16 protein-coding genes are annotated in these 16,609 nt (G+C 68.2%); 6 read left to right on the top strand and 10 right to left on the bottom strand.

All coding sequences use genetic code 11. From position 1 onward, the window contains the following. Positions 1 to 20 precede the first annotated feature (20 nt). Positions 21 to 395, top strand: a complete 375-nt coding sequence (locus GC106_RS25275; RefSeq protein ID WP_173135577.1) for an SgcJ/EcaC family oxidoreductase — start codon at positions 21 to 23, stop codon at positions 393 to 395. Here the strand turns inward: GC106_RS25275 and GC106_RS25270 are convergent. Then, positions 374 to 1,342: an LLM class flavin-dependent oxidoreductase gene (locus GC106_RS25270; protein ID WP_173135574.1), complete on the bottom strand. Its 969-nt coding sequence runs from the start codon at positions 1,340 to 1,342 to the stop codon at positions 374 to 376. The genes GC106_RS25275 and GC106_RS25270 overlap by 22 nt on opposite strands. A gap of 93 nt (positions 1,343 to 1,435) precedes the next feature. On the opposite strand from GC106_RS25270, the gene GC106_RS25265 reads away from it, so the two are divergent. The 3 genes from GC106_RS25265 (at position 1,436) to GC106_RS25255 (ending at position 3,740) form a co-directional block, all read left to right on the top strand. Continuing rightward, the gene (locus GC106_RS25265) at positions 1,436 to 1,915 is read left to right on the top strand and encodes a YflT domain-containing protein (protein ID WP_173135571.1); all 480 of its coding nucleotides are present in this window, start codon (positions 1,436 to 1,438) and stop codon (positions 1,913 to 1,915) included. A gap of 109 nt (positions 1,916 to 2,024) precedes the next feature. Beyond that, positions 2,025 to 2,699, top strand: coding sequence for a FadR/GntR family transcriptional regulator (locus GC106_RS25260; protein ID WP_173135568.1), 675 nt, complete (start codon positions 2,025 to 2,027; stop codon positions 2,697 to 2,699). Positions 2,700 to 2,813: 114 nt separating this feature from the next. After that, positions 2,814 to 3,740 carry a trypsin-like serine peptidase gene (locus GC106_RS25255; protein ID WP_173135565.1) on the top strand — a complete coding sequence of 309 codons (927 nt, stop codon included), beginning with the start codon at positions 2,814 to 2,816 and terminating at the stop codon, positions 3,738 to 3,740. Between the two features lie 103 nt (positions 3,741 to 3,843). On the opposite strand, the gene GC106_RS49745 is transcribed toward GC106_RS25255, so the two are convergent. Both GC106_RS49745 and GC106_RS25245 read right to left on the bottom strand, forming a co-directional pair. After that, positions 3,844 to 4,950: a ThuA domain-containing protein gene (locus GC106_RS49745; RefSeq protein WP_376777763.1), complete on the bottom strand. Its 1,107-nt coding sequence runs from the start codon at positions 4,948 to 4,950 to the stop codon at positions 3,844 to 3,846. Positions 4,951 to 5,008: 58 nt separating this feature from the next. Further along, positions 5,009 to 7,870: a carbohydrate-binding protein gene (locus GC106_RS25245; RefSeq protein ID WP_217280935.1), complete on the bottom strand. Its 2,862-nt coding sequence runs from the start codon at positions 7,868 to 7,870 to the stop codon at positions 5,009 to 5,011. A 302-nt stretch (positions 7,871 to 8,172) separates the two neighbouring features. Here GC106_RS25245 and GC106_RS25240 point away from each other — a divergent pair, with 302 nt between their 5' ends. Then, a complete protein-coding gene (locus GC106_RS25240; RefSeq protein ID WP_312872832.1) occupies positions 8,173 to 9,432 on the top strand; it encodes a GGDEF domain-containing protein in 1,260 nt (419 codons plus the stop codon). Here GC106_RS25240 and GC106_RS25235 read toward each other — a convergent pair. The 4 genes from GC106_RS25235 to GC106_RS25220 form a co-directional block, all read right to left on the bottom strand. Next, positions 9,356 to 9,874, bottom strand: coding sequence for a methylated-DNA--[protein]-cysteine S-methyltransferase (locus GC106_RS25235; protein WP_173135560.1), 519 nt, complete (start codon positions 9,872 to 9,874; stop codon positions 9,356 to 9,358). The two genes, GC106_RS25240 and GC106_RS25235, sit on opposite strands and share 77 nt — an antisense overlap. A gap of 15 nt (positions 9,875 to 9,889) precedes the next feature. Further along, positions 9,890 to 10,249, bottom strand: coding sequence for a VOC family protein (locus GC106_RS25230; protein ID WP_173135557.1), 360 nt, complete (start codon positions 10,247 to 10,249; stop codon positions 9,890 to 9,892). Beyond that, a complete protein-coding gene (locus tag GC106_RS25225) occupies positions 10,246 to 11,031 on the bottom strand; it encodes a helix-turn-helix domain-containing protein (RefSeq protein ID WP_173135912.1) in 786 nt (261 codons plus the stop codon). Before GC106_RS25225 ends, GC106_RS25230 begins: the two co-directional genes overlap by 4 nt. A gap of 175 nt (positions 11,032 to 11,206) precedes the next feature. Then, complete coding sequence (locus GC106_RS25220) at positions 11,207 to 11,665, bottom strand: DUF1707 SHOCT-like domain-containing protein (protein ID WP_173135554.1); 459 nt, start codon at positions 11,663 to 11,665, stop codon at positions 11,207 to 11,209. A 47-nt stretch (positions 11,666 to 11,712) separates the two neighbouring features. Here GC106_RS25220 and GC106_RS25215 point away from each other — a divergent pair, with 47 nt between their 5' ends. Further along, positions 11,713 to 12,690 carry an acyltransferase family protein gene (locus GC106_RS25215; protein ID WP_173135551.1) on the top strand — a complete coding sequence of 326 codons (978 nt, stop codon included), beginning with the start codon at positions 11,713 to 11,715 and terminating at the stop codon, positions 12,688 to 12,690. Positions 12,691 to 12,841: 151 nt separating this feature from the next. Here GC106_RS25215 and GC106_RS25210 read toward each other — a convergent pair whose 3' ends face one another. The 3 genes from GC106_RS25210 to GC106_RS25200 all read right to left on the bottom strand — a co-directional run bounded on the left by GC106_RS25210 (position 12,842) and on the right by GC106_RS25200 (position 16,568). Then, the gene (locus tag GC106_RS25210; protein ID WP_173135548.1) at positions 12,842 to 13,141 is read right to left on the bottom strand and encodes an iron-sulfur cluster biosynthesis family protein; all 300 of its coding nucleotides are present in this window, start codon (positions 13,139 to 13,141) and stop codon (positions 12,842 to 12,844) included. 65 nt (positions 13,142 to 13,206) lie between these two features. Beyond that, positions 13,207 to 15,060, bottom strand: a complete 1,854-nt coding sequence (locus tag GC106_RS25205) for a SpoIIE family protein phosphatase (RefSeq protein WP_173135545.1) — start codon at positions 15,058 to 15,060, stop codon at positions 13,207 to 13,209. Between the two features lie 131 nt (positions 15,061 to 15,191). Beyond that, entirely contained in the window at positions 15,192 to 16,568 is a 1,377-nt protein-coding gene (locus tag GC106_RS25200; RefSeq protein WP_312872831.1) for an LVIVD repeat-containing protein, read from the bottom strand. Between the last annotated feature and the right edge of the window lie 41 nt (positions 16,569 to 16,609).

Raw genomic sequence — 16,609 nt, 5'->3', positions numbered from 1 at the left:
CGTTACGAAGGGATGCGGTCATGGACGACATCAAGCAGGTCGTGCTGAACAGCGACACACTGCAGGACGACCCGGACGGCTTCGCCGACCTGCTCACCGAGGACGTCAACCTGGTCAACATCGCGGGCCACCGGCTGCACGGCCGCGAGACGGTCCGCGCCGCCTACCGCAAGGCGATGGCCTCACAGCTGGCTCAGGTGCGGACCAGGATCGAGATCCACGACGCGTGGCTGGTGCGACCGGACGTCGCCGTCGTTTCCGCGACCAAGCACGTCTCGGACGAACGGGCCGAGCCCAACGCTCCGTTGCCCGACAAGGGCGCGGTCACGTTCGTGCTCGCCAGACAGGACGAGCAGTGGTTGATCGCCTCGGTTCAGACCACGCCCGTCAAGTAACCGATCCGCTCGATGGTGCGACGGGTGACCTGGGGATCGCCGCACCCGTCCACCATGAGGATGTAGTGGCCGATGCCGGACGTGGTGCGGCGCAGGTGATCCAGGCAGTCCTCCGCGGTGCCGACCGGGCTGATCCCGATCAGGTGCTCGGCGTACTCCACGGGATCACGCGGCTTGCGCGGCCGATCGTCCACCGCCACATAGCCTTTCAGGCCCGGCTCCAGCCATTGCGGCAGCACCGCCCTGAGCTCGTCGGCCGCCTGCGCCCGACTGTCGCCGACATGGGCGAGCACCGCGCCGATGTGCTCGGTCGACTGTCCGCCCGCCTGTTCGTACGACGAGATCATGGCGGCTTTCCCGGCGTCGTCCAGATCCATGCCCAGCAACATCGGCAGGTTCCGCCGGGCCGCGATCTCGACCGTGCCGGGCGAGGTGCACGCGACGGTCAGGCGAGGGCGGGTGACGGGCCGGGGCACCATGGGCACCTCCCGGAACTCGAACCGGCCGGTGCTCTTGACCTGAGGCTCGGTCAGGCACTCGATCAGCAGGTCGAGGCTCTCCGCGAAGCCGTTCTGCCAACGGTCCAGCCCGGTGCCGAACACTTCGAGGTCACGCCACGGCCCGCCACGGCCGACGCCGAGGTGCAGCCGTCCGCCGGACATCTGGTCCAGCATGGTGACCTGTTCGGCCAGCATCACCGGATGCGTCGTCGACAGCACGCTGACGGCCGTGCCGACGGTGATCCTTTCCGTACGCCCCAAGGCATGCGCGGCGAACGTGATGGCCGAGGGACACACGCCGTACGACATGAAGTGGTGCTCGGCGATCCACGCGTCGTCGAACCCCGCCCGCTCCGCCCAGACCACAGCGTCGGAAGCGCGCCGCAGCGCGTCACGGTCGTCCTGGCCAGGGAAACGACCGGCCAGCAGGAACACACCCAGTCTCATGGGATCAAGTGTCCCGTGGGGACAGGAATCGTTTCGCGCGGTGACGAGATGGGTAACGCCAGGTTCTAACCGCATCCCACCTCTGGAGAAACGATGACAGAACCCAAGTTCACGCCCACCCCGGCGGCGTCTCCGGCAGGTGCCGAGCATCGGCTGGCGAGCTTCGCCGACTACCTCGACGCGCAACGACTGGTCGACCGGATGTCCGACGAGGGGTTCCCGGTCGAGCACGTCCGGATCATCGGCGACGGTGTCCGGACGGTCGAGCAGGTCACCGGGCGCATGACGAGAGGCAGAGCCGCCGTCGCGGGTGCGTCCGGTGGTGCGTGGTTCGGCCTGTTGTTCGGCTTGCTGTTCGCCGTGTTCACCGTCAGCGCGGCATGGTTGTGGGTGCTGTTCGGCAGCCTGCTGATCGGCGCGGTGTGGGGAGCCGTCTTCGGCTTCGTGGCGCACTGGTCGACGCTCGGACGGCGGGACTTCAGCAGCGTCATGACCTTGCGGGCACAACGCTATGACGTCTACGTCGACGCTTCCCACGCCTCAGCGGCCACGCGATACCACCAGCTCGACTGAAGGCCCCTCGTGAGCGTTTATCAGTGTTCTAACCCTGATAAACACTCACGAGGCTTGACATGCCGCATACTGGACCTCTAGACATCCGATGTCTGATGAGGGGTAAGGCGTGGCGGTAACCGACGACGCGATCCTGCGGGTCCGGGAAATGATCATGTCCGGCGAGCTGAAGCCGGGCGACCGGCTGCCGCGGGAAGCCGACCTGGCCGATCGCCTCGGTCTGTCCCGCAACTCACTGCGCGAGGCCGTACGGGCGCTGTCCCTGGTCAGGGTGCTCGACGTACGGCAGGGCGACGGCACGTACGTCTCCAGCCTGCGCGCGGGCGAACTGCTGGGCGCGCTGTCGTTCGTGCTGGACCTGCACCGCAGCGAAGAGTCGGTGCTGGAGATGCTGGAGGTCCGCCGGATTCTCGAACCCGCCGCCACCGCGACCGCCGCGCTGTCGGTCGGCGACGAGGACATCGAGGCCCTCCGCAAGCTGTGCGACGCCACCGAGCAGGCCGGTTCGGTCGAGGAACTAGTCGAGTACGACCTGCAGTTCCACCGCCGGATCGTGGCGGCGGCGGGCAACAACTACCTCGCCCAGCTGATGGACACGTTGGCCGGCCCGACCGTGCGGGTACGGATCTGGCGCGGCATCTCCCAGGGCGGCGCGGTCGACCGGACGGTGGCCGAGCACCGCGCGATCGTGGCGGCGCTGGAGGCGCGTCAGCCCGAGCTCGCTCGTTCATGGGCCACCGTGCACGTCGCGGGCGTCGAGCAGTGGCTGCGCGACCTGGGCTGACCAGGTCGCCGCTGATTCACCCGTTCAGCAGCACTGAACCGTTTCAGGCTGGTTTCCGGCCGGATCGCGAGTTACTTTCGAGTAACCCTGCTCCCCACCGGAAAAGAGCTGGCTATGAAGCGTGTACTCGTCTTAGCCGTGACCGGATTGGCCGTGGCCGCGTTCACCACACCCGCCGCACAGGCGAAGAGCGTGGCCACGACACATCTCGCGGCGACGACCGCGGACGCGGCGAGGGCCGTGACGGCGTTCTGGACGCCCGAGCGGATGCGTTCCGCCCAGCCGCTTGACCTGATCAACGTCGCACCGAAGTCGCTGAAGGACGTCGCCCGTGGGTTACCGGCGATCGTCCCGCAGTCCTTCCCCAACGGCGGTGCCGTGTGGACGGGCGGCGGCGCGGTCACCAGGACCGCGGGCCGCGTGTTCTTCACCTACCAGGGCAGGACCGCCTCGTGCAGCGGTAACGCGGTCACCAGCGCGAACAAGAACACCGTGATGACGGCGGGCCACTGCGTGAAGCTGGACGGCGCGTTCCACACCAACTGGGTGTTCGTGCCCGGCTACGACAGCGGCAATACGCCGTACGGCACGTGGACGGCGAAGAGCACGCACGCGACCCCACAGTGGGCGGCCAGCGAGGACATCAACTACGACATCGGCGCGGCCGTGGTGAACCCGCTCAACGGCCAGAACCTGACCGACGTGGTGGGTTCCCAGGGAATCGCGTTCAACCAGCCGCGCGGCCAGAACATGTACGCCTTCGGCTACTCCGCCGCGGCGCCGTACGACGGCTCGAAGCTGATCTACTGCAGCGGCCAGGTGTTCAACGACTTCCTGCTGTCCCAGGGCATCGGCATGACGTGCAACCAGACCGGCGGCTCGAGCGGCGGCCCCTGGTTCTTGTCGTTCAGCGAGGCGACCGGCACGGGTGTGCAGAACTCGGTGAACAGCTTCAAGTACAACTTCTTCCCCAACTGGATGTTCGGCCCGTACTTCGGCACCGACGCCCAGAACCTCTACAACTCCGCACAGGCGAGTTGATCCCCGGCACCGGGTCAGCCCCCGTCCCTGCCGCGAGGGCTGGTCCGGGGCCCGCACCATGGCGAAGGGCCCGCGGCGAGCGGGCCCTTCGTCTCCTTGCCGATCAGGTGCCGTAGACCTCGAACTCCCACAACGAGTAACCCCACGCCGTCGCCCGGGCGGTACCGAAGACCCGGACGTAGCGCGCGTTCGTCGCGGTGAACGAGATGTCGTCCGTGCCGCCGTCACCGGCCGACTGTGTGTTCACAGTGGACCAGGTGACGTTGTCGGCCGACGTCTCGATCCGGTACGAGCGGCCATAAGCGGCCTCCCACTGCAACCGCACACGGGACACCGACCGGGTCTGGCCGAGGTCCACCGAGATCCACTGCGGGTCGGCGAACTGCGACGACCAACGGGTGCCGGTGTTGCCGTCCACCGCGTTGCCCGCGCCGTAGGACGCGTTCTCCACGGAGGACGCCGCGGCCGGACGGCCACGGGACAACAACGTCGGCCCCGGCTGCGTGTCCGGAGCACAGTCGCCCCGGACCATGCCTGCCACCCAACGGATTCCGCCGAGCAGCATGGTCCGGAAGTTGGCTTCGGTGTACGACTGCTGGGTGTGCCCGAGGCCCGAGTACCAGGCCTTGCCGCCACGGTAGTTCTGGCACCAGACGATCGGGTGGTCGGCACCCATGTTGCCGCCGGAGTAGGTCGATTCGTCAAGCCTGGCAAGGACCTTGACGGCCCCACGCGGGTTGGTGCGGTAGTTGTACAGCTCGTCGGTACGGACCCACGCCGCGGGCAGGTGCGCTGTGGACGGATGCGTCTGGTCGTCCACGCGCACGGTCACCTGCTGGATCGCCGGGTGCGAGTGGAAGTACGCACCGACCAGGCCGCCGTAGAACGCCCAGTCGTACTCGGTGTCCGCCGCGGCATGCACACCGACGTATCCACCGCCGCCGGCGATATACTGCTCGAACGCGGTCTGCTGGGTCGCGTTGAGCACGTCGCCAGTCGTGTTGAGGAACACCACGACCTTGTACTGGGCCAGGTTCGCAGCGGTGAACTGCCCGGAGTCCTCCGTGGCGTCGACGGTGAAGTTGTTGGCACTGCCCAGTTCCCGCAGCGCCTGGATTCCGGCCGGGATCGAGTCGTGCCGGAAGCCCGCTGTCTTGGAGAAGACCATGATCCGGTATGGCGGGTCGGCCGCCTGACTGACACCTGTCACAAGAGAGACCATAAGTGACACCGCAAGGACAATCCCCAGACCGGCCCTGCGCACAGTGTTATGCACCGTAGACCTCCATCTCCCACAAGGAGTAGCCCCATGCCGTGGCTCGGGCGATTCCGTGGACTCGGACATACCTCGCGTTCGTGGCGGTGAAGCTGACGTCGTCGATGCCGCCGTCACTCGCCGTCGTTGAGTACACGCTGTTCCAGACGGTTCCGTCGGACGACGTCTCGATCCGGTAGGCGCGGCCGTACGCCGCCTCCCAGTTCAGCCGGACCCGCGACACCGACCGGGCCTGGCCGAGGTCGATCGAAAGCCACTGGGGATCGGCGAACTGCGAGGACCAGCGAGTCGTGGCGTTGCCGTCAGTCACGTTGCCAGGGCCATATGTCGCGCTCTCCGAAGAGGACGCGGTCGCGGGCCGGCCTGCCGACAGCAGTCCGGGCTGCGGTGTGCCGGACCCGCCGAGCGTGAACTCGTCCACATCGAACAGAGCACCGGCACCGCCGGTGAACACCAGGAACAACTTGGTCGTCCCGGCCGGGGCGTTCGACAGGTTCGCGGTCACGGTCACGAAGGTCTCCCAGCCACCGGTGTTCGGCACGGTCGCCGCGCCGAGCAGGGCGCCGGTCTGCGAGCCGGCCCGCACCTGCAACTGCCCACCGGCGCCGCCGGAGGACACCCGGGCGGTGAAGTTCGGAACTCCTTGCAGCACATAGGGATCGAACGACACCCAGTCACCGTTCTCGATGTTGCCGATCGTCTTGCCGCCGTTGGCCGCGGCCTTGTCGATCACGCCGACACCCTGCATGGCCTTGAAGTGCTCGGCCTGGCGGGTGCGCGGCTGGGTCACCGACTGCGAGTGCGTGGTGATCGGCGGCTGGCCGTTCGCCCCGTTGTCGGTGTACTCCGCGTCCCACACACCGAAGAGGTTCGCGGACGTGTCGTGTTCGCCGTCCAACGGTGTCGCGATGCTTCCCGTGCAACCGTTCTGCGACGTGATCGCGTGGCCGTGGCTGTCGTGGCCCAGGATGTACGTCATCTTGACGCGGTTGCAGTCGATCGTGCCGTCTTCCGGGTCGGTCACCCTGATACGGAACGGAACCGTGTCGCCGAAGTTGAAGACCTGGCCGTTGGCGGGCAGTTCCACCGTGACCGTCGGGGCGGTGTTGCCGACGTTGATGATCACGCTGGCGTTCGCCGTCAGGTTCTGGTTGTCCGTCACGGTGACTTGCGCGGTGTAGGTCCCGTTCGCGGTGTAGGTGTGCGACGGGTTGGCCGCTGTCGACGTGGCGCCGTCACCGAAGGTCCAGCGGTAGGCCAGCGGACCACCGTCCGGATCGGACGACCCGGCGGACGAGAAGTTCACCGTGAGCGGAGCCGCCCCGGATGTGCGGTTGGCGCCGGCCGCGGCCACCGGCGGACGGCTGCCGGACGGCCGGTGTTCGATCCGGTAGACGGCGGAGTTCGCGTCACCGTTGAACCAGCCGGTGCCGTAGTCCAAAATGTACAGTGCACCGTCCGGGCCGAACTGGGCGTCCATGATCTGCGTGCCGGTCCACGGGAACGGCTGGATGGTGCCGCGGGTGCCGTTCGGCAGCACCTCGATGTCCTTGATCCAGCGGCGGCCGAACTCGGTGGCGAACACGTGCCCGTCCAGCGACTGCGGGAACTTGACCGCGGACTGCAGGTTCGGGTCGAAGCGGTACACCGGCGCGCCCATCGGCGACTCCGAGCCGCCGCCGAACTCCGGCGGCGAACCGCTGTCACCGGCGTACTTGATCCACGCGGGCTGTGCGGGCGGCAGGGTGCGGATACCGGTGTTGTTGCGCGAGTTGTTGACCGCGCCACCACAGTTGAACTTGGCACCCACCGCGCCGGTGTCGTAGTTGTACTGCGCGTACGTCTCGGTCGCCGTGTTGCTGCCGGTGCAGTACGGCCAGCCGAAGAAGCCCGGACCCGTGATCCGGTTGAACTCGACCTGGCCACTGGGTCCACGGTTGGTCGTGGTGCCCGCGTCCGGGCCGTAGTCGCCGAGGTAGACCGTGCCGGTCGCCTTGTCCACGTTCATCCGGAACGGGTTGCGGAAACCCATGGCGTAGATCTCGGGCCGGGTGTTGGCCGTGCCGGGCGGGAACATGTTGCCCGCCGGGATCGAGTAGCCGCCGTCCGCGTTGACCTTGATCCGCAGCAGCTTGCCGCGCAGGTCGTTGGAGTTCGCGGAGCTGCGCTGCGCGTCGACGGCGGGGTTGCGGCTCGGCCGGTCGTCCAGCGGGGCGTACCCGTCGACGAAGGGGTTGGAGTCGTCGCCTGTGGTCAGGTACAGGTTTCCGGCCGCGTCGAAGTCGATGTCACCGCCGACATGGCAGCACAGGCCACGGCTGGTGGGAACGTCGAGGATGGTGCGGGCACTGGCCATGTTGATGGTCAGGTCGCTGTTGAGCGTGTAGCGCGCGAGCCGGTTGACGCCGTTGAACGGCGCGAAGTCGGCGGCCGTGCCGTTCATCGGGGCGTCCCCGGCCGGCGTGGACAGCGGTGGCGCGTAGAAGACGTAGACGAACCGGTTGGTGGCGAAGCCGGGGTCCGCGGCGATGCCCTGCATGCCCTCTTCGTCATGGCTGTACACCGGGATGGTGCCGATGATCCGGGTGTTGCCCGCCGCGTCGGTGGCCCGGATCGTGCCGTTTCTCGCGGTGTGCAGGACAGTTCGGTCGGGCAGCACGGTCATCGACATGGGTTCGCCCATCTCCGGCTCACCCTTGGCCAGCGTGATCTGCTGGTAGTCAGCGGGGTTGACCGGCGGCGCGGCCTGGCCGGAGGCGGCCAGCGGTCCGGCGGTGACGGTTGCCGCGACCAGTAAACCGGCTGCGAACAGCCGTTTTGGGCGCGCGGAAAGACCAGAGTAACCGGATTTCACGGTTCTCCTTCCGAGATCGGCCCGTGCGGGCAGGGGTGGGCACGGGCGGATCCGGCCAGCGCTGGCGGCGGGGCGTGGTCCGGTATCCAGTGAGGGAGCGCTCTCCCGGGCTGAGTGTCACCCGGCGTGCGTGCTCATGTCAACGACAGGTTTCCGTTGTGCGTACAGGACTTTAAATAGTTCACATACTAAATAAATGCGGTGGCCCGGTCCGGTTGGACTCAGCCGGTAGGCGGATTCACCTGTTCGGAGCGTGGCGAATCGGCTACGCTGGGCTGATATCCACTCTCGGGGGAGGACTGGTGGATACCTCACGCGATTCCAGGGGTGCCCGGCTGCTCACCGCGCCACGCGGTGTCCTGCCGTACTATCTCACGCTCGAGTTCGCGGCCGTCCTGTCGCCGTTGCTGGTGCCCGGACGTGCCGTGACCGACCAGGACTGGCGCTGGTTCGGTGTATTGCTGGCGGCGGCCGTCCTGCAGGCCGAGTTGTCGGTGCGGGTGGAGCGGATGCGCCGGTTCTTCACCAGCAACCCGCATGTCAACATGACGTCGGTCTGGCTGTTCGCCGGGGCGCTGTTGCTGCCGTACAGCATCGCCTGCGTCTTGGCTGTCCTGATCTACGCGCACCTGTGGCTCCGGATCTGGCAGGCGGTGCCGCGCGTGCGGCTGTACCGGACGGTGTGCTCGGCGGCCACCGTCGTGCTGTCCATCGCCGCCGCTCAAGCCGTACTGATGCTGCCGCTGGGATCGTTGTCGTACGTGGCCAGCGGCGCGACGTACATGGTCGTCAACTGCGTGCTCGTGGTGATCGGGTTCCGGCTGCACCACCCGTCCCGGACGTTCGAGTCGCTGCTCGGTTCGTGGGCCGAGAACGTGCTCGAAGCGACCACGTTGTGCCTTGGCGGGATCACGGCGGTGCTGCTGACCGAGCATCCCGCGCTGGTCGCGCTGATGTTGCTGCCGGTGGTGACGTTGCCGCGCGGCGAACTGGGCCGTCAGCTACAGGTGATGTCCGAGCACGATCACAAGACCGGCGTGCTGACCGGCGGCGAGTGGGAGAAACGCGCGGACGCCGAACTCGGGCGCGGGGACCAGCCGTGCGGCGTGCTGATGATCGACGCGGACTTCTTCAAACGGATCAACGACACGTACGGTCATCTCGCGGGCGACGCCGTGCTGCGGGCGATCGCGACGACCATCAGCCGCGAGGTGCGCACGTTCGACCTCGTCGGCCGGTTCGGCGGCGAGGAGTTCGTCGTCCTGCTGCCCACGGCCTCCTACGACCACGCCGTGCGGGTCGCGGAACGGATTCGCCAGGCCGTGGAACGACTCGAGGTGCCCCACTCCGACGTGGTCGTCCGGAGCATCTCGGTCTCCATCGGTGTGGCCGTCCACCCCGACGCGGGCAACACGCTCGACACTGTGCTCGCCGCCGCGGACCGGGCCATGTACCGCGCGAAGAACCAGGGCCGCAACCAGGTGGTCAGAGCTCAAGACGCTCGGGATCCCAGCCGAGCGTGGGCGGCAACGCCCCCTCCAGGATCAGCAGCCACTGCTTGACGGCGAGACCGTCCCGTCCCGATCCCCCGCTGTAGCCGCCCAGGCCGTCGCCGGCGACGACCCGGTGGCACGGAACGACGATCGGGACGGGATTGGACCCCATGATCGACCCGATACCGCGCGCGGGCACACGATCCCCGCTGCGCGTGGCGAGTTGCCCGTAGGTGACCGCGGAGCCGTAGTCCACAGTGGAGTAAAGGGTCCGCAGCACCTCGCGCTGGACCGAGGAGGTCAGCCGCCAGTCGATGGCGACGTCGAACCGTGTGCGCTCGCCTTTGAAGTACTCGGCCAGTTGCGTGAGCACGGGCTCGACGCGCGCGGGATCGTCCACAACGGGCAGATCGACCCGGGGCTCGCCCCAGCTCACGCCGACCAGCCCGACGTCGGTCACGGCCACGTGCAGCCTGCCGACCGGCGTTTCCAGCGAACCCACAGCGATCATGCGGTCTGTTCTCCCCTATGCGGTCGCGGCAGGCACCAGGCAGAAGACGTGGCCTTCCGGGTCCTGCAGGACTGTCCAGTCGTCGCCGCCGGGCTGGAACTCCGGCTTGGTCGCGCCCGCGGCCACGAGTTCCCGCACGGCCGCGGCCACGTCGTCCACCTCGAAGTCCAGATGGATGTGCTTGCCGTTGTCCGGCCAGCCCGCGGCCCGGTAGTCCGGAACGTACTGGAACGCCAGCACCACCGGCCCGCCGGTGAGACTCGCGAAGTCGTCCGTGCCGGAAGCCGGCTCCCACCCGGTCACCGCCTGGTAGAACTTCGCCAGGGTCGGCGGCGCGGCACTGTCGATCACCACTGTCGTCAACGTTCTGCTCATGCCGGCGAGTCTCGGCTTCCCGGCCGCGCGGGTCTTGAAGATTCTTGCAGGAGCCGCCTCAGCACCCCTGGCGTGCGCCCGAGGTGCGCGCGGACCACCCTGGACAGGTGCGCCTGGTCGGCGAACCCCAGGTCGGCCGCGAGCCCCGCGAGATCCCGTTCCCCCTCGGCGATCCGGTCAAGGGCTTTGCCCACCCTGACCCGGTTGCGGTACTGGGTCACCGAGACTCCGAGCTCACGCGGGAACGCCCGGCTCAGCCGGTACGGCGAGACACCGAGCCGCTCGGCAAGCGGTAACAGACCGCCAGGGTCCTCGGTCAGGATCGCCTCACGGGCGGCCGCCAGCATCGCGCCGTCGTTCGGCCCCTTGAGCACGGGTGCGCGACCAGCCAGCAGGTCCAGTAACTCCTCGGCGGCCTCGTAGTCGATGTCCCTGCCCCGCACGGCAGCGAGCAGTCGCTTGTGCGCCAGGTCCGTGCGGGCGTCGACGTACAGGGCGGGACCATCCGAACCACGCCAGAGTTCCGGCGCGACGGTCACCGACGTGCACACGTCGCCGCCCGCCGGATGGGAGAACCGCTCCTCGGCACCGGGAACGCTCACGTAACCGACGGTCGAGTCCACATCGACCTCACGGCCACGCGACGACAACCGGAACCGCCCCCGCCAGGCCAGCACGAAGCCGAAGCCCGTCCGCACTTCCGGCTTCGACCACCGGGTGTGGTCATCCGCGCAGGTCACGACGTCGACCCCGAACCCGGGCCGCCGCGCCAGCACAGTCATCGTCCGCACAGCCCGGACAGTAGCCGAGGGGTCCGACAGTCTCGCCGGGCCTTCGACGTGGCCGGCCCTTCACTCCCCCGCCAGAACGCCTTGCTGCCCGGCCACGAGACCCAGGTTCAGGCGCTGGTCTTCGGCCCGGACATCAACACCGAATCATCAGCCTGCCGAGGCGCCCCTATTCGGAGATCTGGGACCGTTTCTTGGCGGCGTCGCTGAGGCTGCCCGCGATCACCAGCACGGCGGCGACCGGGATGAACACCCACCACATGCCGAGGAAGATCGTCAACAGGATGGCGCCCGGGATGCCGAGCATGAACGCCAGCCCGGCAACGGCGTCCAGTGCCGCGGTGGCGGGAGTCTCGGCCTGCCTGCCCGTCGACCGGCTGACCAGTTGACCGGTCCGCTTCACCAGGTCGGCCGGGCGGGTCGCCGAGCTGAGGTCCGGGTGGGGTGCGGGCAGGTCCTCGAACAACGCCTCCAGGTCCGCCCTGGTCCGCGCCGCCGCGGCGAGGCCACAGCGGTCCTCGTACTCGGCGAGGTCGAGGCGGCCGGTGGACATGTGCACGCCGAGTGTGGCGACGGCCGCCTCCCGTTCCGCGTCGCTGATCCGGATGGTGCCGTCACCCTTCCCCATGGCGGCATTCTATGAGCGGATTCACCCCGCTGAGTCACAATCTGGTCATGCCTGGCCGGGACCCGACCATCGACTCCGTCCGGGCCGTCGCGGTGGTCGGCGTCATCGCCGGTCACTGGCTGGTGACGGCGCTGGTCTCCGGTCCCGCCGGCCTCACAGTGGACAGTCCGCTGCGGCACATGCCGGATCTCGCACCGCTGAGCTGGGTTCTGCAGACGCTGGGTCTCTTCTTCTTCGCCGGCGGGTTCGCCGCGGCGCGATCGAAAACGGGGTTGTGGCACAAACTGACCAGGCTCGCCGTCCCCGTCGCCGTTCTGCTCGCGGCGTGGGCGTTGATCATCGTCGTCAGCGGGATGCCCGGGGAGACCTCGAAGACAGTCATCCACCTGGTGACCTCTCCCCTGTGGTTCCTCGGTGTCTACGTCGTCCTGCAAGCACTCACCCCTGCCATGTCGTGGCTGGACGGGAAACTCCGGGCATGGGCGTTGACGATCCCGGTTGTGCTCACGGTCGTCGGCGAACTGACGGTCAACGAGATCACCGTGATCACCGTCTGGTGGGCGCCGTGGCAGGCGGGAATCCTCGCCGCCCGCGCGGGTTTGCGGTGGGGTCTGCCGTTGCTGCTGGGCGGGGCTCTGGCGTACTTCCTGCTCGTCCGGTACGCGGGCTATCCGGTCAGCGCGGTCGGGGGAACGGGCGAGGCGCGGTCGAATCTCGCGCCGCCCTCACCGGCGGCGTTGGCGTTGGCCGCCGCGCAGGTCGGAGCGGCATCGCTCACCGTGAGGCGGGCCAACTCGCGCCTGACGCGATGGATCAACGATCGGGCGCTCATGCTTTTCCTGGTGCACCAGAGTGCTTTGCTGATCGTCGTGCTCACCGCGCAGGCCTTCGGCGTGGTGCCCGGTCTGCACACGTCACCGGATGATCCGATGTGGCCACTGCTGCGCCTGGCGTGGTTGCCCGTGTTCACGGCGACCCTGTTCGTGTTGTGTACAGTCCCTTTCGGACGGACACGGAACCACTAGGGGTTCTTCGCCATACCTAGGTCATATTCGTCATGGCCGGGCCGGTACGCGGGTCATACCTTGATCTACAGCCGGTGCAAACGTATGCGAAGAGGGGCACCTGAGTGGCCGGGCTGAAGGCGACCGCCACGCCCGCCTTCAGCCCGACCTTCTACACCCCTTGCGGCGCCAGGGCGAAGGCGATCTCGCCCTCGCTGTTGCGTTGCACGTCAAGCACCTTGTCGTCAAGGAACTCGGCGGCCCCGCGTTCGAGATACACATTCGCGCCGTTGTCGGCGGTGACGACCTGGTCGCCCTGTTCCGGCTGTTTGGTCACCGCGAGCGCCAGCTGCGCGCCGACGTCGTCGCTGGACTGCAAACTGAACCGGAGCCCGCCTTCGACCTGCGACTCGTCGTTCTGACTCGTCAGTGCCTCGATCGCCTGGGCGGCGGCATCCGTGACCGCGAGCATGTCCGCTCCTTCCGGTTTGGTTCTCGCAAGTCCCCAACCTATGGGTTACGGCGCCGCTCCGCAGATCAGGCGTGTGAGCGCACGTCCAACAGCATGTCCACACCGCTGATCGACAGCACGTTCCCCGCTGGGCTGTTCGGCGACGCGACAACGCGAAGCACACGGCCAGCGTCCCCGAGGCGCCTGCCCTGTTCGGTCAGAACCCGCAGGCCCGCGCTGCCGAGAGCGGTCACGTCGTCGAGTACGAGCGTGATCGGCAACCTGCTGCCGCCGCGTGCGGCTTCGAGTAACGCGCTGCGCAACCGAGCGGCCGAGCTGCCGTCCAGTGCTCCGGAAACCGTCAGCCACAGCGAGTCCGGCAGGCTCATCATGTCGATCCGCAGGTCGTCGAGGTCCTCGTCACGAGCGGGCGCGACCCGGGTCGCGCCGGTACGCACCGGGCGCCGCACCGTCTTGCACATCTCCACCACGGTGCCCTTCGACGTGGTGGCCAGCCGCATCTCGTCCATGGACTCACGCATCATCAGCATGCCGCGGCCGCGGAAACCCGGTTCGTCGTCCGGTTTTTTCCACGTCCCGGTGTCCGACACCTCGATGTGCAGCCGGCCGATGTCGTCGAGTGACGCCTCCACCTGCACGGTTCCGCCCGGCTCGGCGTACGCGTGTTCGATGCTGTTGGTGACGGCCTCGATCACGCTCAGTTCGACCGCGACCAGATCCTCCTCCATCAGCCGCAGGTCGGTCAGCCACCGGCCCAGTTCACGGCGCACGTCGGTGAGCTTCTCCGGGCTCGCGGGCACCGCCATCACCAGCGGGTCGACGAACGGCAGCAGCACGGTCACCGCCAGCAGGCTGGCGTCGTCGTGCGGGGCGTGGCCGTCCTCGATCAGCTGCAGGCCGCTCTGGCAGATCCGGTCCGCCAGGGCCCGTTGCCCGGTCCCGTTGACCCGGACGACCTGCGCCGCACACGCGGCCAGTTCGCCGATTCCCTCGACGATCGTGCGGCCCGGCCGCTCCACCGCGCCGTCGGAGTACAGCACGATCGTCTCGCCTGGCCACAGCACGTCGTCGGCGAACATGAACTCGCCGTCGCCGAACGCCAGCGGCGGTCCGCTCGGCTGCGGGAGCACCCGCGTGTCGCCGTTCGCGCCGACCACGAGGGGCGGCGGATGGCCGCGCGTGCAGTACGCCAACGAGCCGTTCTGCCTGTCGAGGACGGCCACACAGACCGTCGTGCCCCTGGCCTCGGGCGCACTCCGGGCGAACGTGTCCAACGCGTTGACCACGTCCCTGAGTTCGCCGCCGAGCAGCATCCGCTCGGCCACGATCGCCCGCAGCTGCCCCATGATCGCGGACGCCCGTGGACCGTGCCCGACGACGTCGCCGACGATCAGCCCGAGCCTGCCGCCCGGCATCGGGACCACCTCGAACCAGTCCCCACCGGCCGCGTCGTTGGCGCCCGCGGGCAGGTACACCGCCGCCATGCTGATCTCCGGCAGCACCGGAAGCCCGTGCGGCAGCACCGCCAGCTGCAAGTCGAGCGCGACTTCGTGCTCGTCGCGACGAAAGGGAGGCGGCTGGTCGGCCAGCACCACGACCTGCGCCACGAGCCCGGTGACGACGTCATAGGCGTCGATTAACGGCCGTACCGTGACCAGCGCGTCCGGCTCCTGGACCGACAGGGTCCGGCCTTCCCGGTACACCTCGTCGAGCATGTCGAGCAGCCGCGTACCCGGCAGCGCCTTGCCCGCCAGCCGGATCGGCATCCCGATCAGATCCAGATCACCCACGCTCGCCCGAGCGGCACGGTTAGCGGCGACCACGATGTGTTCAGGGCCTTCGAGCAACCACACCACTGCCGGCAGGTGCTCGAAGGCGCGTGCCACGTCGGCCGGATCGCCCCCGATCGCACGTCCCACGAGAGGCTCACTCCCTCTTGCCTGGGCGATGCACACGCCCCGAAGCGGGCTACCCCCGGCGACGTGGCCCTAAACCTCGCCACGCGAAGCGCCCCCGGTGGATCCACCAGGGGCGCCGTGCTGCTGGCGGATCAGCGTGACAGCTTCAGGATGTCCACGCCACGCACGTTGTCCGCGACGTACACCAGGCCCTTGTGCCACATCGGGTACCAGGACCGGCCGTCACCCGGACGGTGGTACGCGATCTGCCGCGGGTTGGTCGGGTCGCTGATGTCCAGGAACCGCGTGCCCTGCGCGTAGAACGACTGCACGAGGACGTTGCCCTGCACGTCGAAGTAGTGCGCCGAGCAGTCGTCACTCTCGATGCTGCCTTCCTGGCCCGCCACGCTCCAGCTGCCGATGGTCTTGAGCCGGAACGGCTTCTCCGGGGTCGACCGCCAGCCCTCACCGTTGTACGAGCCCTTGAGCGAGGCGATCACGAGGATGCCGTCGGCCGCGCAACTGTTCTGGATGAACGACTCCTCGGTGGCGTAGATCAGGTCACCGGTGCGGCCGAACCGCTCGTGGTCGCCGCCGTCCTTCGAGCGCCAGCCGACCGGGCGGTAGCTGTTGTGCATGAACTTCGACGGGGCGGTCAGCTCGGACACACCGCCGCCGGCGTACGGAACCGGGTCGAGCGCCGTGGCCTTGCGGAACTTGCCCGCGACGGGGTCACGGTGCCAGCCGTCGGTCCAGTAACCACGCACACCGCCACGACCGGACGACCACGCGATGCCCATGGCGTCGACCTGGACGTCATGCGCGTAGTCGGTCTTGCCGTCGTTGCGGTACAGGTCGATCGGGTTCGGGAAGACCTTGGGCTTGCGCGGGTCCTTCATGTCGGTCACCCAGATCGGGCGGCCGCCCCAGTCGGCGGGCTGGTTGTCGGCCTTGGCCGGGCCACCGGTCCAGAGGTACCGGCAGTCGTTGACGCAGCTGGTCGTGTGGCCCGCCGGGACCTGCACGTAGCTGATCAGCTCGAGCTTGTCCGGGCGTTTGGCGTCGATCGTGTAGACGCCGGACTCACCGGTGTTCGTGGTGCCGCCGTACGCGCGCGGGTCGCGGGCCAGGAAGACAAGCTTGCGCTTCTCGTCGACCTCGGTGTCCTCGCCCTGCCAGAACCCGGGCAGGGAGACCTCGCTGAGCAGCTTGGGCTTGCGCGGGTTGTCGACGTCGTACGACTTGAGGCCGAACCTGCCGGAGATGAACAGCACGTCCTTGTGGCCGTACTTCAGGAACCGCACCGAGGTGGCACCGGTCGCGTCAGGCAGGTTCGCCACCTGTTCGACGTTCTTGACCGCGCTGGTCGCGGCCACTCCCTCGGCCCGGGGCCCGGTATGGCCGGCATGTGCGGCACTGGACGGGTTTCCGAAAACCTCGTCACCGCAAGCTTGAGCGGGCACTGTGCTGACGAACATCAGCGCGACCGCGGACACTGCGACTGTAGAACCGTATAACCACCTACGCACCCCGGTCACCCTAAAGCCCTTACCGAACAGGACACAATGGC

Source organism: Kibdelosporangium persicum (assembly GCF_013280595.1).
Lineage (GTDB): Bacteria > Actinomycetota > Actinomycetes > Mycobacteriales > Pseudonocardiaceae > Kibdelosporangium > Kibdelosporangium persicum.
The sequence above is the reverse complement of the archived record's forward strand: the minus strand, read 5'-3'. Positions and strand labels throughout refer to the sequence as shown.